Source organism: Glutamicibacter sp. M10, assembly GCF_025452055.1.
In the GTDB taxonomy this organism is placed as follows: Bacteria; Actinomycetota; Actinomycetes; order Actinomycetales; family Micrococcaceae; genus Glutamicibacter.
Window position 1 is genome coordinate 2,136,845 of sequence record NZ_CP104918.1, and the last position, 21,774, is coordinate 2,158,618.

19 protein-coding genes and 4 tRNA genes are annotated in these 21,774 nt (G+C 54.9%); 22 read left to right on the forward strand and 1 reads right to left on the reverse strand.

Going from position 1 to position 21,774, the window contains the following annotated elements; translation table 11 throughout:
- The first annotated feature begins 12 nt into the window (after positions 1-12).
- From N6V40_RS10455 to N6V40_RS10510, 12 genes are all read left to right on the forward strand, one after another.
- Positions 13-83 (forward strand) — tRNA-Gly (locus N6V40_RS10455).
- A 578-nt stretch (positions 84-661) separates the two neighbouring features.
- Positions 662-736 (forward strand) — tRNA-Pro (locus N6V40_RS10460).
- A 142-nt stretch (positions 737-878) separates the two neighbouring features.
- A tRNA-Pro gene (locus N6V40_RS10465) sits at positions 879-953 on the forward strand.
- 157 nt (positions 954-1,110) lie between these two features.
- A tRNA-Pro gene (locus tag N6V40_RS10470) sits at positions 1,111-1,185 on the forward strand.
- Between the two features lie 87 nt (positions 1,186-1,272).
- The gene (tig, locus tag N6V40_RS10475; protein WP_131088380.1) at positions 1,273-2,607 is read left to right on the forward strand and encodes a trigger factor; all 1,335 of its coding nucleotides are present in this window, start codon (positions 1,273-1,275) and stop codon (positions 2,605-2,607) included.
- Positions 2,608-2,853: 246 nt separating this feature from the next.
- Positions 2,854-3,450 (forward strand): ATP-dependent Clp protease proteolytic subunit, encoded by a 597-nt coding sequence (locus tag N6V40_RS10480; RefSeq protein WP_131089775.1) that lies wholly within the window; start codon positions 2,854-2,856, stop codon positions 3,448-3,450.
- 46 nt (positions 3,451-3,496) lie between these two features.
- Complete coding sequence (locus N6V40_RS10485) at positions 3,497-4,156, forward strand: ATP-dependent Clp protease proteolytic subunit (RefSeq protein ID WP_131088379.1); 660 nt, start codon at positions 3,497-3,499, stop codon at positions 4,154-4,156.
- Between the two features lie 168 nt (positions 4,157-4,324).
- Positions 4,325-5,617 (forward strand): ATP-dependent Clp protease ATP-binding subunit ClpX, encoded by a 1,293-nt coding sequence (clpX, locus tag N6V40_RS10490; RefSeq protein ID WP_262197580.1) that lies wholly within the window; start codon positions 4,325-4,327, stop codon positions 5,615-5,617.
- Between the two features lie 48 nt (positions 5,618-5,665).
- Positions 5,666-6,274 carry a mycothiol-dependent nitroreductase Rv2466c family protein gene (locus N6V40_RS10495; RefSeq protein ID WP_131088377.1) on the forward strand — a complete coding sequence of 203 codons (609 nt, stop codon included), beginning with the start codon at positions 5,666-5,668 and terminating at the stop codon, positions 6,272-6,274.
- A 349-nt stretch (positions 6,275-6,623) separates the two neighbouring features.
- Positions 6,624-7,391: a hypothetical protein gene (locus N6V40_RS10500; RefSeq protein ID WP_262197582.1), complete on the forward strand. Its 768-nt coding sequence runs from the start codon at positions 6,624-6,626 to the stop codon at positions 7,389-7,391.
- Between the two features lie 183 nt (positions 7,392-7,574).
- Positions 7,575-7,760: a hypothetical protein gene (locus tag N6V40_RS10505; protein WP_262197583.1), complete on the forward strand. Its 186-nt coding sequence runs from the start codon at positions 7,575-7,577 to the stop codon at positions 7,758-7,760.
- 129 nt (positions 7,761-7,889) lie between these two features.
- Positions 7,890-8,897 carry a trypsin-like serine peptidase gene (locus N6V40_RS10510; RefSeq protein ID WP_262197584.1) on the forward strand — a complete coding sequence of 336 codons (1,008 nt, stop codon included), beginning with the start codon at positions 7,890-7,892 and terminating at the stop codon, positions 8,895-8,897.
- Between the two features lie 321 nt (positions 8,898-9,218).
- Here N6V40_RS10510 and valS read toward each other — a convergent pair whose 3' ends face one another.
- Entirely contained in the window at positions 9,219-11,837 is a 2,619-nt protein-coding gene (gene valS, locus N6V40_RS10515) for a valine--tRNA ligase (RefSeq protein ID WP_131088374.1), read from the reverse strand.
- Positions 11,838-12,081: 244 nt separating this feature from the next.
- Between valS and N6V40_RS10520 the strand changes: the two genes are divergently transcribed.
- The 10 genes from N6V40_RS10520 to cobA all read left to right on the forward strand — a co-directional run bounded on the left by N6V40_RS10520 (position 12,082) and on the right by cobA (position 21,766).
- Positions 12,082-12,843 (forward strand): SDR family oxidoreductase, encoded by a 762-nt coding sequence (locus tag N6V40_RS10520; protein ID WP_131088373.1) that lies wholly within the window; start codon positions 12,082-12,084, stop codon positions 12,841-12,843.
- Positions 12,844-12,879: 36 nt separating this feature from the next.
- On the forward strand, positions 12,880-13,620 hold the full coding sequence (locus N6V40_RS10525; protein WP_262197586.1) for a sirohydrochlorin chelatase: 741 nt from the start codon (positions 12,880-12,882) through the stop codon (positions 13,618-13,620).
- 67 nt (positions 13,621-13,687) lie between these two features.
- Complete coding sequence (locus N6V40_RS10530; RefSeq protein ID WP_131088371.1) at positions 13,688-15,388, forward strand: nitrite/sulfite reductase; 1,701 nt, start codon at positions 13,688-13,690, stop codon at positions 15,386-15,388.
- Complete coding sequence (locus N6V40_RS10535; protein WP_131088370.1) at positions 15,385-16,107, forward strand: phosphoadenylyl-sulfate reductase; 723 nt, start codon at positions 15,385-15,387, stop codon at positions 16,105-16,107. The genes N6V40_RS10530 and N6V40_RS10535 overlap by 4 nt, the downstream gene beginning before the upstream one ends.
- Before the next feature lie 10 nt (positions 16,108-16,117).
- Complete coding sequence (gene cysD, locus N6V40_RS10540; RefSeq protein WP_131088369.1) at positions 16,118-17,041, forward strand: sulfate adenylyltransferase subunit CysD; 924 nt, start codon at positions 16,118-16,120, stop codon at positions 17,039-17,041.
- Position 17,042: 1 nt separating this feature from the next.
- Positions 17,043-18,338 carry a sulfate adenylyltransferase subunit CysN gene (locus tag N6V40_RS10545; RefSeq protein ID WP_131088368.1) on the forward strand — a complete coding sequence of 432 codons (1,296 nt, stop codon included), beginning with the start codon at positions 17,043-17,045 and terminating at the stop codon, positions 18,336-18,338.
- Positions 18,325-19,422, forward strand: coding sequence for an ABC transporter substrate-binding protein (locus N6V40_RS10550; RefSeq protein ID WP_131088367.1), 1,098 nt, complete (start codon positions 18,325-18,327; stop codon positions 19,420-19,422). The genes N6V40_RS10545 and N6V40_RS10550 overlap by 14 nt, the downstream gene beginning before the upstream one ends.
- Entirely contained in the window at positions 19,422-20,165 is a 744-nt protein-coding gene (locus tag N6V40_RS10555) for an ABC transporter ATP-binding protein (protein WP_131088366.1), read from the forward strand. The genes N6V40_RS10550 and N6V40_RS10555 overlap by 1 nt, the downstream gene beginning before the upstream one ends.
- The gene (locus N6V40_RS10560) at positions 20,137-20,994 is read left to right on the forward strand and encodes an ABC transporter permease (RefSeq protein ID WP_131088365.1); all 858 of its coding nucleotides are present in this window, start codon (positions 20,137-20,139) and stop codon (positions 20,992-20,994) included. Before N6V40_RS10555 ends, N6V40_RS10560 begins: the two co-directional genes overlap by 29 nt.
- On the forward strand, positions 20,987-21,766 hold the full coding sequence (gene cobA, locus N6V40_RS10565) for a uroporphyrinogen-III C-methyltransferase (RefSeq protein ID WP_131088364.1): 780 nt from the start codon (positions 20,987-20,989) through the stop codon (positions 21,764-21,766). Before N6V40_RS10560 ends, cobA begins: the two co-directional genes overlap by 8 nt.
- Positions 21,767-21,774: the final 8 nt, after the last annotated feature.

Genomic DNA, 21,774 nt, shown 5'->3' on the forward strand with positions numbered 1-21,774 from the left:
AAGCTTCGAAATGGGGATGTAGCTTAATGGTAAAGCCTCAGTCTTCCAAACTGATTACGCGGGTTCGATTCCCGTCATCCCCTCGGACCAAATGCTCCGGCTCTCAATTGAGAGTCGGAGTTTTTTGTCGTGTCGAAGTTTCCGCCTGTGCTGCAGAGTGACTAATCGTGGCTCGTTTTTTGCAGTGCCTGAACCGGCGCCTGTCTGGGTCCGCAGGAGCTGGTGCTAGATCTGACTGCTGTCGGTGCACACGGTACACACGGTGCGCATGGTGCGATCGCCATTACTCTCGAGCCTATTGGCCGGGGGATTGGTGGCACAGCTCAAACTATGAGGCCCCGGGTTCATGCGGTGCATTGGTTATCTAAGGTCCAGTTTGCGAAACATGTCGCCTCCAGCTCCAGCCGGCTGAAGAACTTTTTGCGTCAAAATTCTGTTATTCAACTCACGTGAACCACCTAAGTTTGGCTTCTGACATAAGTAATCACCGTATATCCGCGGATTCACGCGGATATGAATCTTCGACATGCGTGGGTTTCGATTTTGCTTTTGGTTCGAACCCGTGTAACTTAGTTTCTTGTGATCAGCACGGGAAATAAATGATTCCTGAGTTGAACACAGGACGGAAAGTCCAGATGAAGTCGGGTTTTCCAAACTTTATCGGGGTATAGCTCAGCTTGGCTAGAGCGCGCGCTTTGGGAGCGTGAGGTCGCAGGTTCGAATCCTGTTACCCCGACTTTATGGCTGAAGATAATTCAGCCATGAAAATAGATCTGAGTAGTCAGATCACCAGAATCCACAGGATTTACTTCTTGGGTGGATTCACAACCTATCAGTTCGATGCAGCTCACAATGAAAATTGTGAACCAACGGACTTTCGGGGTATAGCTCAGCTTGGCTAGAGCGCGCGCTTTGGGAGCGTGAGGTCGCAGGTTCGAATCCTGTTACCCCGACTTTATGAGTAGAAATTCTTGGATTTCAGCTCATGAAAATTGAGAGCTAAATATTATTTAGATCTTGTGATCACTAGGAACTGTCAAAGGCAACTAGTAAGCATCACAAACGATTAGTGGATACAGGATGACTCGGGTTAGACTGTTCACTGCTAATCGGGGTATAGCTCAGCTTGGCTAGAGCGCGCGCTTTGGGAGCGTGAGGTCGCAGGTTCGAATCCTGTTACCCCGACTCTGTCGAACAACCCCGCAACGCCACCATGTTGCGGGGTTTTTTGCAGATAAAACCTAATCCTTAGACACTCAGGAGTACAACGCTGTGAAGAGCGCCGTTGAAAACGTCAACCCGACTCGGGTGAAGCTAACCGTTGAGGTTCCTTACGAGGAACTGAAGCCCCGCGTCGATGAGGCGTACAAGACCATCGCACAGCAGATCCAGGTTCCAGGCTTCCGTAAGGGCAAGGTTCCAACTCGCATGATCGATCAGCGCGTTGGCCGTGGCTACGTCATCGAAACCGCTGTTAACGAAGGTCTGAACGACTTCTACCAGCAGGCAATGGTTGAGAACGAGCTGACCCCACTGTCCCGCCCAGAGGTTGATATCACTGAGCTTCCTTCCATCGAGAAGGAAGGCGAAGGCCAGCTGGTCTTCACCCTCGAAGTTGATATCCGTCCGAAGGTTGAACTTCCGGACTACAAGGGCCTCGAAGTTTCTGTTGAAGCCAAGGAAGTTGCTGACGAGGACATCGAGAAGGCTCTCGACGACCTTCGCGGTCGCTTCGGCACCCTGAAGGAAGTTGAAGCTCCAGCAGCTGCAGACTCCTTCGTCACCATCGACCTCACCGCAAAGGTTGAGGACGAAGAGGTTGACTCCGCACAGGGCCTGTCGTACCAGATCGGTTCCGGCAACATGCTTGAGGGCATGGACGAGGCTGTTACCGGCCTGTCCGCTGGCGAAGATGCAACCTTCGAAACCACCCTTGCTGGCGGCGAGCACGCTGGCAAGTCCGCAACCGTCAAGGTTGTTATCAACGCTGTCAAGCAGCGCGAACTTCCAGAAGCTAACGATGATTTCGCTCAGCTTGCTTCCGAGTTCGACACCATTGCTGAACTGCGCGAAAACCTTGCTAAGGACGCTGCAGAAGGCAAGACCGTTGAGCAGGGCGTAGAGGCTCGCGAATTGGTTCTGGACAAGCTTGTTGAGCTTGTTGAGGTTCCTGTTCCAGCTTCGGTTATCGACGAGCAGATCGAGCAGCACTTCAACGCTCCTGACGCTGAAGAGGGTCACGACACCGAAGAGCACCGCACCGAGGTTCGCGAAAACACCGAGCGTGCTTTCAAGAACGAAATCATCTTGGATGCAGTTGCAGATGCTGAAGAAGTTGGCGTTGAGCAGTCCGAGCTGATCGATTACATCGTTCAGACCGCAGGTCAGTACGGCATGGAGCCAAACCAGTTCGCTCAGATGCTGGACGGCGCCGGCCAGGTTCCAATGCTTATGGGCGAGGTTCGTCGTCGCAAGGCACTTGCAAAGGTTCTTGAGTTCGCTAAGGTCACCGATTCCAACGGTGAAGCAGTGGACCTGACTTCCTTCGTGAAGCCAGCTGGTGAAGACGAAGCTGCTGCTGAGGTTGAAACCGAAGAAGCAAAGTAGTTTTCACTACTCTCCAATGGCCATTGGCCGCCTCTAAAAGGCGGTCAATGGCCATTTTTGTTCGCTCCCGGCGTGCATCATGCGCCGTGAGCGAAACACGGGCATGAAACGTCCCATGAAAGCCTTGAAGTAAGTAATCTCAAAGTAACCAGTTGCAGCTTTGGGATTAGAAATAAAAATTCCAGAATCTGATCTACACGTTTGGAAGAGGTAGAGAACATGTCAAATGATTCGCGCACTCCTACGATGGCCGCCGTTGACCCGGCCAGCCGCGACGACTACATTTACAACCGCTTGCTCAAGGAGCGCATCATCTGGCTGGGCTCCGAAGTCCGCGATGACAATGCGAATGCCATCTGCTCGCAGTTGCTCCTGCTCTCTGCAGAAGATCCTGAGAAGGACATCTACCTGTACATCAACTCCCCAGGTGGTTCGATCACTGCAGGTATGGCCATCTACGACACGATGAACTTCATCCCGAATGATGTTGTCACCGTAGCAACCGGTTTGGCTGCTTCGATGGGACAGTTCCTGCTTTCATCGGGTACCCCAGGCAAGCGCTTCGCGACTCCGAACGCACGTATCCTGATGCACCAGCCTTCCGGTGGCATTGGCGGTACCGCTTCGGACATCAAGATCCAGGCTGAACTGATCATGCACATGAAGAAGGTCATGAGTGAACTGACCGCTGAGCAGACCGGTCAGACCGTGGAGCAGATCCTGATTGATAACCAGCGTGATAAGTGGTTCACCGCTGAAGAAGGTCTGGCATATGGCTTTGTTGACAAGGTTGCTAAGCATGCCGGGTCTGTCACCGGTGGCGGCGGCGTAGAGCCTAAGTAGCCGAGCCCACCACTTCATTCCCAAAGATTTGTCCAAGGAGAAAACCATGAACTTCAATCCTGAAGCCGTAAGTGGCCAGATGCCATCGGCTCGCTATATTCTTCCTCAGTTCGAAGAGCGCACCCCATACGGGTTCAAGCGCCAGGATCCATACGCAAAGCTATTTGAAGACCGCATCATTTTCCTCGGTGCACAGGTCGACGATGCTTCTGCTGATGACGTAATGGCTCAGCTGCTGGTCCTGGAATCCATGGATCCAGAACGAGACGTTACCCTTTACATCAACTCGCCAGGTGGCTCGTTCACCGCGATGACAGCAATTTACGACACGATCCAGTTCATCCGTCCAGAAGTTCAGACGGTTTGCTTGGGTCAGGCAGCTTCCGCAGCTGCAGTGCTGCTGGCCGCCGGTACTCCAGGCAAGCGCCTTGCATTGCCAAACGCTCGTGTGCTGATCCACCAGCCATCAATGGGTGGCGGCGAACGCGGTACCGCTAGCGATCTGCAGATTCAGGCAGAAGAAGTCATGCGCATGCGTTCATGGCTAGAAGAAACTCTTGCTTCGCATTCGGGCCAGGCAGTAGAGAAGGTTCGTGACGACGTTGAGCGTGACTTGTTCATGACTGCTTCGGAAGCTAAGGCCTACGGCATCGTGGATGAAGTACTGACTCCACGTAAGCTAAACCGTGCTCAGCTGGGTAGCTAGCACTTAAACGGAATAATCCCCGATGAATGGCGGTTTACCCAAGGACGCCACTTTACGAAGGTGAAGTGGCGCAACACAGGTAAACCGCCATATTCATCTAATTTGGGGTACAACTAGCCTAGAATTGAGTAAGTCCACAGCTACTCAAGTAAACGGGAGAATGGTGCGATGGGACGCATGGGTGAAGGCTCAGATCTACTGAAATGCTCTTTCTGCGGGAAGAGTCAAAAGCAGGTTAAGAAGCTAATTGCAGGCCATGGTGTTTACATCTGTACTGAATGCATCGAGCTTTGCAACGAAATCATTGCGGAGGAGTTTGCAGAGGAGCAGGTGCATGAGGAATTCTCCTTAGCCAAGCCTCGCGAAATCTTTAATTCGTTGCAGGAATACGTGATTGGTCAGGAGAACGCTAAGCGCGCTCTCTCGGTGGCTGTTTACAACCACTACAAGCGAATTCACGGAAACCAGGACCATGGTCCCGTGGCTGCGCTGACCAATGATGACCCACTGGACGAAGTTGAAGTCTCCAAGTCGAACATCATGCTCATTGGCCCAACTGGTTGTGGCAAGACTTATCTAGCGCAATCGTTGGCCAAGAAGCTCAACGTGCCTTTTGCTGTAGCCGACGCCACAAGCTTGACTGAAGCTGGCTATGTTGGCGAGGACGTTGAAAACATTCTTCTGAAGCTGCTTCAGGCTGCCGATTACGATGTTAAGAAGGCCGAAACCGGCATCATCTACATCGATGAAATCGACAAGATTTCCCGTAAGAGCGAGAATCCGTCGATCACCCGAGACGTTTCGGGTGAAGGCGTGCAGCAGGCCTTGCTGAAGATCCTCGAAGGAACCGTTGCAGCTGTTCCACCACAGGGCGGGCGCAAGCACCCGCATCAAGATTTTATTCAGTTGGACACGACCAACATTCTCTTCATCGTTGCCGGTGCATTCGCCGGACTAGAAGAAATCATTTCTTCCCGCGCCGGTCAGAAGGGTATCGGATTCGGTGCACCCCTCAAGGCACTGAAGAGCGAGACCGCATCGTACTCTGATGTACGGCCTGAAGATCTGCTGAAGTTTGGTTTGATTCCAGAATTCATTGGTCGACTTCCAGTCATCACTACTGTTGAGCACCTGGACAAGGAAGCTCTTGTCAGAGTATTGACCGAACCAAAGAACGCGCTGCTCAAGCAGTACCAGAAGATGTTCCAAATGGACGGCGTCGCTTTGAGCTTCGATCAGTCTGCTCTTGATGCAGTGGCTGAGAAGGCCATCGAACGCGAAACTGGTGCACGTGGTTTGCGCTCAATTCTCGAAGAAACGCTTGGGGGAGTCATGTTTGATCTTCCTAGCCGTGAAGACGTTGCAGAAGTTGTTGTCACCCGTGGCACCGTTCTCGACGGCGAAGAGCCAGCAATGCTCTCACACGCTATGGTGGCCAAGCGCGACAAGAAGTCCGCGTAGTCCGCTAGACAATCGTTAGATTATTTTTCTCAGGAAAGTTGGGATTCCATGGCCGAACGCCAGCACGTTGATTTTTGGTTTGACCCAATCTGCCCATTCGCGTGGGCAACTAGCCGTTGGATCAAAGAAGTAGAAAAAGTACGCGACATTGATGTTACTTGGAACGTCATGAGCCTCTCGGTACTCAACGAGGGCCGCGACCTTCCAGAGGATTACCGTTCCATGATGGACTCCTCGTGGGGCCCAGTGCGCGTTGTCATCAAGGCAGCACAGGAGCATGGCCAAGAAGTTGTTGACGGGCTTTACACCGCAATGGGCGAGCTTCTCCACTATGAGAAGATCACCGATCGAGATGAAGTCATCAAGAAGGCTCTCGAAAAGACTGGTCTTCCTGCTGAACTTGCTGAAGCGGCGCACACTGATGCCAACGACGAGGCCTTGCGTGCAAGCCACGAAAACGGAATTAGCAAGGTCGGCCAGGACGTTGGCACGCCGGTCGTCGCAGTTGATGGCGTAGCGTTCTTCGGTCCAGTAATCACCCGAATTCCAACTGGCGAAGAGGCAGGCAAGCTGTTCGACGCTGCCGCTCAGCTAGCCTCGTTCCCGTACTTCTTCGAAATGAAGCGTACTCGCACCGAGAGCCCAGTTTTCGAGTAAGTCTGACTACCTAGTCATTTGAAGGACGTTTCCTCTTAGCCAGGGAGCGTCCTTCAACGCTTTAACGAGTTACCGACCATTGCTAAAATGAGTCACTAGTCTTCGGCTTATCAGTGTTGCTAACTGCCGATTCGATCAGCCAAGTCTCCTCGCGAAGGAATTCATCGTGGTCTTTAGCTCGCAGCCTCCACTCTGGCGCCGGGTAGCATCCAGCATTTGTATCATTCTTGGTGTGCTCATTGCTCCCATCTCAATAGGTGGCCTTTGGGCGTCAACTCATATCACTGACACCGATGGGTTCGTAGACACGCTTGGACCGCTGGCCGAGAACCAGGGCTTACAGGATCTCGTGGCGGAGCAAGTCACGGCGTCGATCTCGGATCAGTTGCAGGTTGAAGATCGAATCAAGGCAGTGACCGGTGATGGTCTCTTGTCCCAGTTGATTCCTGCAGAACAATTGGCAGACAAAGCCGATCAGGCGATCGAAGACAGTGCCTTGCGCGTAGTGCAATCCGACAGCTTTGCAGCAACTTGGCAGACGGCATTACGAAGTAGCCATGAAACGACCGACCGGGTATTTACAGAGCCGGATGCCGGAGAGATAGATCAGGCCGGCAAGCTCACCTTCCAGCTCGACGATGTTCTCTCCGGAGTAACAAAGACGCTCAGCGGCATAGGGATTCCGGGCTTGCCCTCGGTTGGGAATTTCTCATGGACCCTGGATCTGGTTCAACAAAACGCCTTACCCGCCCTGCAGAAGATCTATCTCATGATCCAGACACTTGGCCCGTGGGGCATTTACATTAATGCTGCTGTACTTCTAGCTGGAGTTGTTTTAGCTCCCCGGTACTTTTCTAAGGCATGCCTTTGGCTGACCGTGACAATAGGCCTTAGCTACATAGCCCTTAGGACCCTTATCCCTGATTATGTACGAGAACGACTTCTCTCGCACTTCAGTCGTGAGCTAGCGCGGGGAATTTTTGACCAGGTGAGTCACGGTTTATCTATGGCGCTGTTGGTGACCGCAATTGTCTCCGGGATTATTGGTGTCGCCTCTGTGCCGCTCGTTCGGTCTCATGACCGCCACCAGTCAATGGCTCAGATACAGGACCGATAGGCGCTGCTCAGTACGGATCTTGTTCGGTTGTAGGTGCGTGTGGCCGGGGGATGGGTAGTGGTAAGTGTGAATAAGTCCGTTTTTGAACACTAAATCAGGATATTTTTTTCGCTCAGGATCTAGCCCCGACTGACAACAAAGTACCCGATACCGAAGTTTTTGTTTCATAATTCCAGCACAAGGGTGACTGCCACCAATGGTGCCGCGTTGCGTGGCGGTCTAGCAGCGAAAGATCCGGATTTTCGGGCTGAAGTTACCTTGACTCGAAATATCGCAAAGTTTATTTACCGGATCATGGGCCTAGAACAGCGCGATGTCGATACCTGTGACCAGCATGAGTTACTTCACAATCTGACGCTAATTCGTTGATGTGTCAGTTTTCAGCGGAGGAAAAGATTCCTATGGAATTTGTGTGAAGTGTGTGTTTGACTAATTTGCACGAGTGCTAAAGCACCCCCATCGTTAGTGGCCATGTGCCACTGGACAAGGAGTTATATCGTGCAAGTTCGTACCCTAAAAGCGGATTCATCGAAACTCAAAGGCCGACACAAGTTGGCTGGAGCCGCACTTTTCGCCGGAGCATTGATGCTCTGCACCGCACCGATGGCCACCGCAGCCCCTCACGGATCCAACGACGATATCCAGTCGATTAAGATACCTTCTCAAAAAGCAGATACCGCGATTGATTACTGGACTGCCGATCGAATGAAAGCTGCAAAGAGCGCCGATTCACTCGTCAAAGGAAAATCAGGATCCGCTGCGAAGGTAGACACGGGTAACGCAGCCAAGGTTCCAGGCCATGCAGCCAAGGCCAACGCCGGATCTTTGAAGAGCACCACTGGTGGCAAGACGCGTGCCAGCCAGGAGTCCCCAGTTTCGCACATCGGCAAAGTCTTCTTCACCCTCGGTGGGGTTGACTACGTTTGCTCCGGCAACGCTGTCGTCTCGTCAAACGAATCCACGGTATCCACTGCCGGTCACTGCTTGAACGAAGGCCCTGGAGCTTTTGCCACGCGTTGGGTCTTCGCACCAGCCTACGAGAACGGCAAGACTCCGTACGGCACTTTCGCTGCGACAGAATTGGTCACCACCTCGCAATGGTCCGGCAGCGGTGACATCACTTACGACACTGGCTTTGCAGTGGTCTCCAACAGCAGTGGAGTCACCCTGACTGACACCGTAGGTGCTTCAGGTGTCGCCTTCAACCAGCCACGAGGTATGGCCTACAAGGCCTACGGTTACCCAGCAGCTTCACCATTCAACGGTGAAACTCTCCAGTCCTGCTCAGGCACCGCAACTGATGACCCATTCGGTCAAACTCAGTCACAGGGTATTTCTTGCACCATGACCGGCGGTTCTTCCGGTGGACCATGGTTCTTGGGATCCGGTTCTTCGGGTTACCAGAACTCTGTAAATAGCTTCGGCTACAACACTGTTCGAAACACCATGTTCGGACCATACTGGGGTTCAGTAATCCAGCAGGCTTACCAGAACGCACAGAGCTAAGCGACCAACCGCCGGCGAAAGGAAGCGATGGGGCCTTTCGCCGGACTAGGTCAAAGGAAGTAGGGATGATGCCAAAAGAACACTCGTCAAAGGATGGGAACCAAGTCCCCGCCCAAAGGCATCGCCTAGAAGAAAGCGTCGACGAACAGAAGAAGCACTTCACGGAAGAACGACGTCGTGTTGCTTTGCCCAGAGAGTTGATTCGACCTTCTCCCTCAGAAGACTCGGAGTCCTCATCAGGGGAGTAGTAAGGGCAAAGAAAAGTCCGGTTGTCATTTCCACTAATAGTGGGAATGGCAACCGGACTTTCTTGGCTTGAGACTAAGCTTCTTCGGTTTCAGCCAACTCTACGTTGGTGACGGTAAGCTCGCCTTCAGCTTCAACCAAGGTCAGCTCGCGAGCGTTGGCTGCGGACTTCAAGTCCTCAAAACCAGCACGAAGCTGAGCTACCTGAGCGGCTGGAGCGTGAATTTCTCCGGAGAGAACTTCGGTGCGCTGCTTAACCTTGGCATCGGACTTTGCCTTACGGATACCCGACAGAGCAACGCCAACTAGGGGCAAGATCGCAGGATCCGCGCCTTCAACGGCCGAAGCCAAGTGATCGGTGCTTGGCCACTGGGTCAGGTGAACCGACCCGGTGCGCCACCAACCCCAAACCTCTTCGGTAGCGAATGGCAAGAACGGTGCAAACAGGCGCAGAACGGAGTCCAGTGTGGTGGCTAGAGTTGCCAGCACGCTGGCCTGCTCAGCTTCACCGTGACCGCCGTAGGCACGATCCTTGACCAGCTCAACATAATCGTCGGTGAACGACCAGAAGAATGACTCGGTGATGTCCAACGCACGAGCGTAATCGTAATTATCGAAGGCACGCTTGGCGTCCTCGATCACGGTGGACAGTCGAGCCAACAGTGAACGGTCAAGACCATTGGTGACTACTGCAGCATCGTCGGTGAGGACGTTAGCGTCGGTGGCACCCAAGTTCAGTACGAACTTCGAGGCATTCAGGATCTTGATCGCCAGACGGCGACCGATCTTCATCTGGTTGATCTCGTACGCGGTGTCCGCACCAAGCTTGGCACTGGCAGCCCAGTAACGCACAGCGTCGGCACCAAACTTGTCCAGAACTTCGTTTGGTACTACGACGTTGCCCTTGGACTTGGACATCTTCTTACGGTCTGGATCCAAGATCCAACCCGAAATCGCAGCATGCTTCCACGGTGCGCTATCGTGCAGTGAATCTGCACGAACCGCGGTGGAGAACAGCCAGGTACGAATGATGTCGTGACCCTGTGGGCGCAGATCGAATGGGTAGACCTTCGAGAAGAACTCGTCGTCGCGACCCCAACGGCCAACAATCTGTGGAGTCAGCGAGCTGGTAGCCCAAGTATCAAGAACGTCTGCGTCGCCAATGAAGCCATTGGCCACACCGCGCTGATCCTCGGAGTAACCAGTCGGAGCATCGGCGGCCGGATCAACCGGAAGCTGCTCGATGGTTGGCAGGATTGGAGCGTCGTAGTTTGGTTCGCCATGTTCGTTGACCTGGTACCACACTGGTACTGGGACGCCGAAGAAACGCTGGCGGGAAACCAGCCAGTCACCATTGAGGCCCGAAACCCAGTTTTCGTAGCGCGAGCGCATGAACGACGGGTGGAAATCAATTTCCTTGCCGCGAGCGATCATCTGGTTGCGACGCTCTTCGTCACGGCCACCATTGCGGATGTACCACTGACGTGAGGTGACGATTTCCAAAGGCTTGTCGCCCTTTTCGAAGAAGTTCACCGGACGGGAAATCTTCTTAGGCTCACCGTCAAGTAGGTCTGCTTCGGAGAGCATCTCTACAACGGTTTCCTTAGCCGAGAAGACGGTCTTAGTCGAAATCTGAGCGTAGGCTTCCTTGCCAGCTTCGGTGGTGATCCACTCTGGGGTCTCTGAGAGGATGCGGCCATCACGGCCAACGATCGGACGAGTTGGCAACTGCAATTCACGCCACCAGGTTACGTCGGTCAAATCGCCGAAGGTGCAAACCATGGCAATGCCCGAACCCTTATCGGCCTGAGCCAATGGGTGTGGATGCACGGTGACTGGAACACCGAAAATTGGCGAGGTAACGGTCTTGCCAAATAGGTGCTGGTAACGCTCGTCATCGGGGTGTGCAACCAAGGCAGCACAAGCAGCAAGCAGTTCCGGGCGGGTAGTCTCGATGAAGACCTGCTCGCCATCTTCTGCATTGAAGGCGTAACGGTAGTAAGCGCCAGGCATCTCGCGGTCTTCGAGTTCTGCCTGTGCCACTGCGGTGCGGAAAGTGACGTCCCACAGGGTTGGAGCTTCGGCCATGTAGGCGTCGCCCTTGTTCAAGTTGTCCAAGAAGGCGCGCTGTGAGGCGGCGCGTGAGTTGTCGTCAATGGTGCGGTAAGTCATGCGCCAGTCCACGGACAGGCCAAGGGTGGTGAAGAGCTGCTCAAAGACCTTTTCGTCTTCAACGGCTAGTTCTTCGCAGACCTCAATGAAGTTCTTACGGCTGATGACATCCCAGTCACGCTGGTTCTTCGCCGGCTTTTCTGGTGGGCGGTAACCCTCGATGTACGGCTTGGTCGGGTCGCAACGGACGCCGAAGTAGTTCTGTACACGGCGCTCGGTTGGAAGTCCGTTGTCATCCCAGCCCAGTGGGTAGAAAACATTCTTGCCAGTCATGCGCTGGTAACGAGCCAAGACGTCGGTCTGGGTGTAGGAGAACATGTGTCCTACGTGCAGGGAACCGGACGCCGTTGGTGGGGGAGTGTCGATGGAGTAGACGGCCTCGCGGGTCGTGTCCTCGTTGAAGTGATAGGTGCCCTCGGTGCGCCACCGGGACGAAAGACGTTCTTCCAAGCCTTCCAAAGCGGGCTTTTCAGGAACGGTAACTGTTGCGGGCGTGTCTGTGCCCAAGTTGTCTTCTGCCATATCCCTATTCTTTCATGTTTTGAGCAGTGCCTTGGCATTCGTTGTCATGGCCTGCGCCACGAAGACTAGGAGTACTTCCGCCCTTTGTTCGCAGGGCTTTGCGCCTAAAGGTAGACGCTTGGTCTACGGCACGTTGATTTGGGCATTTTCAAACTGTGTAACAGAACAAATAATTACCGTGTTGAAACGTAAGAGAAATTCATGCCTTACCAACTGGTAATCAACTAGTCCTACAGTTAGAAGCATGGATAACTTTGAAACTAAAACTCCTCGTTCCGCCGTGGTCACTGGTGCCTCCAGCGGAATTGGTCAAGCAACTGTTCGAGCACTTCGTGATCAGGGGTGGACGGTATTTGCCGTGGCACGCAGGGCTGATCGTTTGGAGGCCCTGGCCAAGGAAACCGGAGCAGTTTCGGTACCTGCTGACGTGAGCGTCCAAACAGATGTTGATGTTCTAGCAAAAACTGTGCAGGTAGCAGGTGGTGCAGACACACTGATTAACTGTGCTGGTGGCGCACGCGGCACCGAGTACTGGGCCGAAGCAGTGGATGAAGATTGGGAATTCATGTGGCAGGCAAATGTCATGGGAACTATGCGCCTGACCCGTGCGTTGCTTCCGCAACTACGCCAAGCTCGTGGCACCGTGCTGAACGTGACCTCAACTGCGGCGTTGGCCAGCTATGAAGGTGGCAGTGGGTACAACGCAGCCAAGGCAGCCGAGCGTGCCATGACCAAAGCGCTCCGTCTTGAGGAAGTTGAAAACGGTATTCGAGTCATCGAAATTTTGCCTGGTCTTGTGCAGACCGAGGAATTTTCGCTTCGACGCCTTGGCAACCAAAGCGCCGCAGACAGTGTTTACGCCGGTGTGGAAAATCCGCTGTCCGCCGAAGACGTTGCCGAGGTGATCCGCTACGCGGTGAGTGCACCAGCCCACGTGAACCTGGATGAAATCGTGATTCGTCCGCAGGCGCAGGCTGCTAACCACAAGCTAATTCGCAACGCGTAACAAACGTTTCGCATTCCACCGGTGAGGACCAACCTAATGAGCCAATCAACCCCGCGCACGATTCACGTTCTTGCAACATCTCATGGCACCGACAACGCCAATGGCCAACAACTGATCCACGATTTACGAGATCAGCTTGAAGCGCTAGCCAAGGAAGAATTGCAGGTTAAGCTCGCTTGGCATGAAGCATATGTCGACGTGCAACAACCGTCGCTGGACGATGTAGTCGCCGCCTTGCCGGATTCCGAACCAGCAGTGATCTTGCCGCTGCTGGTCTCGGACGGAGTACACACAACCTCAGATATTGCACAGGCAGTGCAATCCCGTGAAAACACGGTTGCAGCCGGTCCACTAGGGCCTTTGCCACAATTGGCACAGGTGCTGGCCAGTCGCGCACGACAACATTTGGACAATGATCCGGTACTCGTCTTGGCCGCAGCCGGGACCCGTTTAGAAGTAGGTCAGATTCAGGCGCAAGACCTTGCCAGCCAAATCGCGCAGATTCTGAATCGTGAAGTGCTGGTCGGTTATTGCGCCGGGGCCAAACCACAAATAGCTCAAGTGGTGGACGACGCAATGAAGCGACCGGTGGTTGTACTTAGCTCATTGCTGGCCGACGGGTACTTCCAGCACAAACTCGCTAGCACGGGTGCAGACGTTGTGACAAGACCGCTGTTACCTGACGTAACTATTGCTCAATGTTTCCTTATGCGTCTTAAAGAGACGTTAGGAACGGCCGGTTATGTGACGCCAAATGACGAAGTTCTAACTTCTTAGTCATTGAGCGGTCATATGACCGCACGCGTTTGCTGACCCCATGGGGTAGGTTTCTACGCTTGAATACATGACGCAGACAACCACACCCGCTCGTCCAAAACGGGCGTCAAAGCCCAACGGCCAATGGAAGATCGACGGCACCACGCCGCTGAACGCCAACGAAGAGATGAAGGCCGCCGATAACGGCCTGAATGTGCGTGAACGTATCGAGAACGTTTACTCCAAGCAAGGCTTCGACTCCATTGATCCTGAGGACCTGCACGGACGCTTCCGCTGGTGGGGCCTTTACACCCAGCGTGCCCAGGGCATCCCCGGTGGCAAGACTGCAACGCTGACCCCTGAAGAACTTGAAGATCGCTACTTCATGCTGCGCGTGCGCATCGACGGTGGCGCGCTAACCACTGAGCAGTTGCGCGTCATCGGCCAGATCTCCGTCGACTTCGCCCGCGACACTGCGGATCTGACCGATCGTCAGAACATTCAGCTGCACTGGATCGACGTTGTTGACGTCCCAGAGATCTGGCAGCGACTTGAAGCTGTAGGCCTACACACCACCGAGGCCTGCGGCGACGTGCCGCGCGTCATCCTCGGTTCTCCTGTAGCTGGCATCAGCAAGGACGAACTTATTGATCCAAGCCCGGTGATCGCTGAGATTTCCCGTCGCTACATTGGTCGCCCAGAGTTCGCGAACCTTCCTCGCAAATTCAAAACCGCCATCACCGGCCACCCAAGCCAAGACGTTGTGCACGAAATCAACGACATCGGTTTGATCGCTACGGTTCACCCTGAATTGGGCGCGGGCTATGACCTGTGGGTTGGCGGCGGCTTGTCTGCAAACCCACGCCTAGGCGAACGATTGGGTGCCTTTGTCACCGAAGAGCAAGCTCCCGATGTTTGGGAAGGCGTTGTTTCGATATTCCGTGACTACGGTTTCCGTCGCCTACGCAACCGTGCACGTCTGAAGTTCTTGCTGGCCGAGTGGGGCACCGAAAAGTTCCGTCAGGTGCTGCAGGACGAATACCTCGGATATGAACTTCCTGATGGGCCGTTGCCGGTTCAGCCTGAAGAAGCAGGGGACCACAGCGGAGTACACGAGCAGAAGGATGGCAAGTTCTACATCGGCCTGACCGCTCCGGCCGGACGCGTTTCGGGCTCGTCGCTGATCGCTTTGGCAGATCTGGTGCAGTCCCATGGCTCCACCCGACTGCGCACCACCCCACACCAGAAGATCATTGCCTTGGATATTCCTAAGGACAATGTGAAGGACTTTGTCGGTGCTGCCCGCGAACTGAAGCTTGAGGCCTATCCAAGCCTGTTTAAGCGTTCGGCTATCGCCTGCACCGGCATTGAATTCTGCAAGCTGGCCATTGTGGACACCAAGGACACAACGATTGATGCCGTAGCAAAGATCGAAGATCGTCTTAAAGACCACGAGGGCAAGCTGCCACGTGCACTGAGCCTGCATGTTAATGGTTGCCCGAACTCTTGCGCCCGTATCCAAACCGCTGACATTGGGTTTAAGGGACAGCTGATCACCAATGACCAGGGCGAACAGGTTTCCGGATTCCAGGTACACCTAGGCGGTACCCTTGCCGGTTACGAAAATGGCGAGGCCGCCTTGGGCCGTACCGTGCGAGGCCTGAAGGTCGCCGCCGATGAATTGCCCGAATACGTTGAACGTGTTGTGAAGAACTACTCGGAAACCGCCACCGAAGGTGAATCATTCGCCTCGTGGGCACACCGAGCAGAAGAGGATGAACTGAAATGAGCGAACAGACTCCAACCCGCGCCCGTACCGAAGCCGAACTGCGCGAAATCGCAAAGCTCGGCGCCGAAGAACTGGGATGGGACGCCACCGCGGCCGAGGTTATCGCCTTTGCCGCTAAGCACCTAGATGTTAATGAAGTTGCTGTCGCCTGCTCGATGGCCGATGCGGTTCTTCCACACCTAGTGGCCGAACAACTACCTAAGGTAGATGTGCTCTTCCTCGATACCGGATACCACTTTGTGGAAACCCGCAGCACCCGAGATGAAGTTGCCCGCTCTTTGGACGTCAACGTCGTAGACGTTTTTCCAGAACTCAGCGTTGCTGAACAGGATGAAAAGTACGGCAAGGATCTCTTTGCTAGCAATCCTGCGGCCTGCTGCCAGATGCGCAAGGTTGATCCGCTGGCCAAGTCGCTGGCTGGCTACAGTGCATGGTTTACCGGCGTACGTCGTGACGAAGCGCCAACTCGAACCAACACTGAGCTGATCACTTTTGATGAAAAGCACGGCCTGATCAAGTTCAACCCGCTGGCACCGTGGACCTTTGACGAGCTCATTGACTACGCCACCGAAAAGCAGGTGCCAGTGAACCTCTTGCTCTCTAATGGCTACCCATCCATCGGTTGTGAACCCTGCACCAAGCCAGTTGCTGAGGGCGAAGACCCTCGCGCCGGCCGTTGGGCAGGACTAAACAAGACCGAGTGCGGCATCCACATCTAAGGAAAAGGCCATGACTATTATCGCTAACGCCCCGACAGGCACCCAGCGCAGCGTCTTGGACGCTCTGGAAGCCGAATCCATTCACATCATCCGCGAAGTACTTGCCGAATTTGAGAAGCCAGGTCTGCTCTTCTCCGGCGGCAAGGACTCCGTTGTAGTCCTGCACCTGTTGGCTAAGGCCGTGGCACCACTGCGCGTGCCAATCCCAGTGGTACACATCGACACCGGCCACAACTTTGACGAGGTCCTGAGCTTCCGTGACTCCGTCGTGGAAAAGTACGGACTGAACCTCGTGGTTGGTTCCGTTCAGGAATACATCGACCGCGGTGAGCTCACCGAACTGCCAGACGGTACCCGTAACCGCCTGCAGACTCGTGTTCTGCTGGACACCATTGAAAACAACGGCTTTGACGTTGTCTTCGGCGGCGCACGCCGTGACGAAGACAAGGCCCGCGCCAAGGAACGCATCCTCTCGCTGCGCGATGAATTTGGTGTGTGGGATCCACGTAATCAGCGCCCAGAAATCTGGAGCCTCTACAACGGACGTCACGAGCCGGACTGGCACGTACGCGCGTTCCCGATCTCCAATTGGACCGAACGCGACATCTGGGCCTACATCGAGCGCGAAAATATTGAACTGCCTCCGATCTACTTTGCCCACACCCGCGAAGTTTTTGAACGCGATGGCATGTGGCGTGCGCTGACCCCGGTCAGTCAGCCCAACGAGGACGAGCCAGTGATCCTCAAGCAGGTTCGTTACCGCACCGTTGGTGACGCTAGCTGCACCGGTGCGGTGCTCTCCGCAGCTGACACCGTTGGCAAGGTGCTGGACGAATTGGCCATCGCCACCGTGACTGAACGCGGCGCTACCCGTGCCGATGATCGCATTTCCGCCGCGGGTATGGAAGACCGCAAGACCGAAGGGTACTTCTAAAATGACGACCACACTATTGCGCATCGCCACCGCTGGTTCGGTGGACGACGGCAAATCAACTTTGGTTGGCCGCCTGCTTCACGACGCCAAGGCAATTCTTGCTGACTCGCTGGATGACATCGCACGTACCAGCGCCGAACGCGGCTTTGGCGGTGCCGACGGAACCCTGGATCTAGCTTTGGTCACCGACGGTTTGCGTGCAGAACGCGAGCAGGGCATCACCATTGATGTTGCCTACCGCTACTTCTCCACCGACAGGCGTTCGTTCATCCTGGCCGACTGCCCGGGCCACGTTCAGTACACCCGTAACACCGTCACCGGTGCGTCCACCGCTGATGCGGCGATCGTTTTGGTTGACGCACGTAATGGCGTATTGGAACAGACCCGTCGCCACCTCGGTGTGCTCGCCTTGCTGCGTGTGCCACGCCTGGTAGTGGCCGTGAACAAGATGGACCTAATCGGTTGGGATGAAAAGGGCTTCGGCGACATTGAAGCTGAAGTACTATCCCTCGCAGCTGAGTTGGGCGTCCAATCCACCACCGTTATTCCAGTCTCTGCACTACAGGGCGATAACGTCGTTGAGCCTTCGCAGGCAGCTAGCTGGTACACCGGACCAACCCTGCTCGGTCTGCTGGAAGACATCGAACCAAAGCTTAACGGCGGCGTTGCACGACTGGACGTACAGTACGTGATCCGTCCGCAGGGTGCACTTGCTCCAGGGCTAGATCCAGAACAGTACCGCGATTACCGTGGCTACGCGGGCACCTTGGTAGATGGCGTCCTGAATGTGGGGGACACCGTACAGGTGCTCTCCAATGGTCATCCTGTCACCAGCCGGGTGAAGGGGATCAGTACCCCAGCAGGCGAATCCACGCAGGCTCAGGCCGGCGACGCAATTGTTGTTGAACTTGATTCCAACCTGGACATTGCTCGAGGCGACACGATCGTGGCCGGTGAGCTGCCAACCCCACAGCGCGAATTCCAAGCGAATATCTGCGTCTTGGATCCGGTGAAGCTAACCAACGGCCAACGCCTGCTGATCAAGCACGGTACCAAGGTAGCTGCAGCGAAGCTTTCCACCGTTGACTATGTCATCAACGTGGCCGACTACTCGCAGCATCCTGCCGATAGCTTGGAGCTCAATGACCTGGGTCGCATCACCCTGCGTAGCCAGGCAGCATTGGCCATCGAGCAGTATGCAACTTCGCGTACTGGCGGTAGTTTCCTGTTGATTGATCCTACCTCCGGGCGCACCCTGGCTGCGGGGATCATCGAGGAAAACAATGAAGCAGCCTGATCTGCCAGAGCCCGCAGAAAACAAAGACCGCGTACGTTTGACCGCACACAGCGGCAAGACCGGGTACCGTAGCCGGTTCCTAGGCCTAGCCGCTGTGGGGGTCTTGGCAGCCGCAGCTGTTGTGACCACCTTCCTGCCAGGGCCAAATGAGATTCAGGCCAACGCCGCTGATAAAGGCCCGGCCGAAGAACTGAAGATTGGTTACTTCGCTAACCTCACCCACGCGCCAGCGCTCATTTCACAGTCCAAGGGAATTCTCAAAGACCAGCTGGACTCGGACGGCACGAAGATTGAAAGCCAGATCTTCAACGCCGGACCGGCTGCAGTGGAAGCCTTGAATTCCGGGGCTATTGACGCCGCATATTTGGGGCCAAACCCAGCGCTGAACAGTTACCTGTCCAGCCATGGTGAGTCGCTGAATGTGATCTCCGGTGTCGCTTACGGTGGCGCAAGTTTAGTTGTCAACGACAAGATCACCAATCCAGAGCAATTGGCGGGGACTAACCTGGCAAGCCCACAGTTCGGCGGAACCCAGGACGTGGCCCTACGCAATTACGTCAAAGGCCTAAAACTGAGCCAGGATGCCACCGTGACACCAAGCTCGAATGGCACAGTCGCTCAGCTCTTTGGCCGCGGTGAGATTGACGGCGCATGGGTTCCAGAACCTTATGCCTCATTGCTTGTTGAAAAGAACGGCGGTCACCGATTGGTGAATGAAGCTGATCTGTGGCCTGAGGGTAAGTTCCCAACCACCGTTCTTGTGGTTTCAAAAGATTTCATGGCAAGCCACCCGGAAACTGTTCAGAAATTGGTGGATGCCAATACTGAAGCAATTGATTGGCTGAACACCGCTGACGACAAAGAAAAGTTGAAGGCAGTGCAAGAAGCGTTGGCCAAGGCCAACGGCAGCACCTTTGATGAAGCGGTTATTGCCGCTGCACTGAAGGAAGTCAACTTTAGTTCTGATCCGCTTCCGGAAACTTACCAAGAGCTGGTTGACCACGCTCTGGCCGTAGGCGTTGGAACCGGCGGAGACGCTGACGGACTGGTTGACACTCGTTTTCTCGACAAACAGGAGCGGTAATGGGAGTTCTGCTAAATGAAGTTTCCCTGAGCTACCCGGGTACCGGGCTGGTTATCGACCGGCTCAGCACAGAAATTGAAGACGGCGAATTTATTGCCGTCCTCGGTGCCTCGGGCTGTGGCAAGTCCTCGTTGCTGAACATGATTGCTGGTCTCCTTGCACCAACCTCGGGCTGGCTCGAAGTTCCCAAAGATGGCGCAGCATTCATGTTCCAGGACGCGAACCTGCTGCCATGGCTCACCGCGAGTGAAAATGTCGATTTGGCGTTAAAGCTTGCCGGACATCCGGCGGACAAACGCGGAGCGCGAGTTGAAGAACTGCTCAAGCTGGTCCAGCTAGGACATGCCAGCAACAAAAAACCGCATGAGCTGTCAGGCGGTATGCGTCAGCGAGTGGCCCTAGCCCGAGCCTTGGCTCAGGACCGACAGGTTCTCTTGATGGATGAGCCATTTGCGGCTCTTGACGCGATAACCCGTGACATGTTGCACGAACAACTGCGCTCGTTGTGGGAACAGACGGGCAAGACCATCATCTTCGTGACTCACAATGTACGCGAAGCGATTCGACTCTCCGGTCGAATTCTGGTGCTCTCCTCCCACCCGGGACGCATCCTGGAAACCCGGCGCATCACCGATGAGCTACGCAATAACCCGACCCAAGCAGCGGCCCTGGCCGATGAACTGACCACGATCCTAAGGAAGGAGCAACGGAAACATGAGCTCAATGACCGAATCTCGAACTAAGTTGAAGCCCGTGCTTGCCCTCAAGCTGCGCCCTAGTGGCCGGCTCGATGCACTGGTTGCTCCGTTGCTTACCGTGGTAGTACTGGTGAGCCTGTGGCAGATCGTTTCGTGGGTTAGCCCGCTGCGTGAAGACTTGTTCCCAGGTCCAATATCTGTGGCGCAAAAGCTTCCGCAGCTGCTTGCCGACGGTTCGCTTGTATCGGCTGTGGGCAATTCACTCTTCCGCGCAGTGAGCGGATTTGTGATTGCCGTGGTGATCTCAACACCGTTAGCTTTGCTCCTTGCGCACCAGCCATTGCTGCGCAAGGGCGTGGGCCCGTTGGTTTCGGCTATGCAGGTTTTGCCGTCTATCGCGTGGGTGCCAGCAGCCATTATTCTTTTTGGTCTCAGCGACGCGACCATTTACACGGTGCTGTTGCTGGGTGCGATTCCATCGATTATCAATGGCTTGCTTTCGGGCATTGACATGATTCCTTCGCAGTACAAGTCGCTGTCCAAGGTGCTCGGTGCTTCCAAGTGGGAGCACATGCTGCACATTGAGTTACCAGCAGCTATGCCTGGGTACGTAGCTGGTCTACGTCAGGGCTGGGCATTTGCTTGGCGTTCATTGATGGCTGCAGAACTCATTGCCGTTGGTGGTTCGTTGGCCCTGGGCGTTGGCTCATTGCTTCAACGAGGACGCGACTTGGCAGATCTTTCGCTGGTTATGCTGGTGATTCTCACCATCCTGTTGGTTGGTGTACTCATTGAATTGGCCGTCTTCGCTCCTATTGAACGCAAACTATTGCGTGACCGTGGCATGAGCCGTACGGGGGAGAGCAATGGCTAAAGGACATATCACCCTTATTGGTGGCGGCCCGGGAGATCCAGAGCTGATCACCGTAGCCGGATACAAGGCTTTGCTTTCCGCAGATGTTGTTCTGGCAGACCGTTTGGGTCCCACCGCATTGTTGGCAGACCTCTCAGATGATGTTGCCGTCATCGATGTGGGCAAGGGCCCGGGCTGTCACGTGAAGACCCAAGACGAGACCAACGAACTGCTGGTCAAATACGCGCTGGAAGGCAAGCACGTTGTTCGCCTCAAGGGCGGGGACCCATTTGTTTTGGGCCGTGGCGGCGAAGAAGTGCTTTACGCAGCCAAATACGGAATTTCCACTCGCGTGATTCCTGGTGTCACCAGCGCGATTTCGGTGCCGGGTGCTGCAGGAATTCCTGTCACTCACCGGGGGATCGCCACTGGATTCACCGTAGTTAGTGGTCACACTGAACTTGCAGATGTTCCGGTTCGCTCTGATCACACCCTGGCGGTGCTGATGGGCGTATCTAATTTGCCACTAATTGTTGAGACATTGCTTACCCGAGGTTTGCCGTCAAGTACGCCGATTGCGATAGTTGAGCGAGGTTACTCACAGACGCAACGCACAACTATCGGTACGCTAGAAGAGATTGTAGTGCGCGCCCGCAAGGCCGCAGTGGCGAATCCGGCCGTCATCGTTATTGGTGATGTCGTTCGGCTAGCCCCGGAAGCCTCCGACCAACTGGTAGACCTCCTGCCGCTAGAAAACGCCGATGCCACCGAGCCGGCCTCATTCGTTGACTAAGAAAGAGA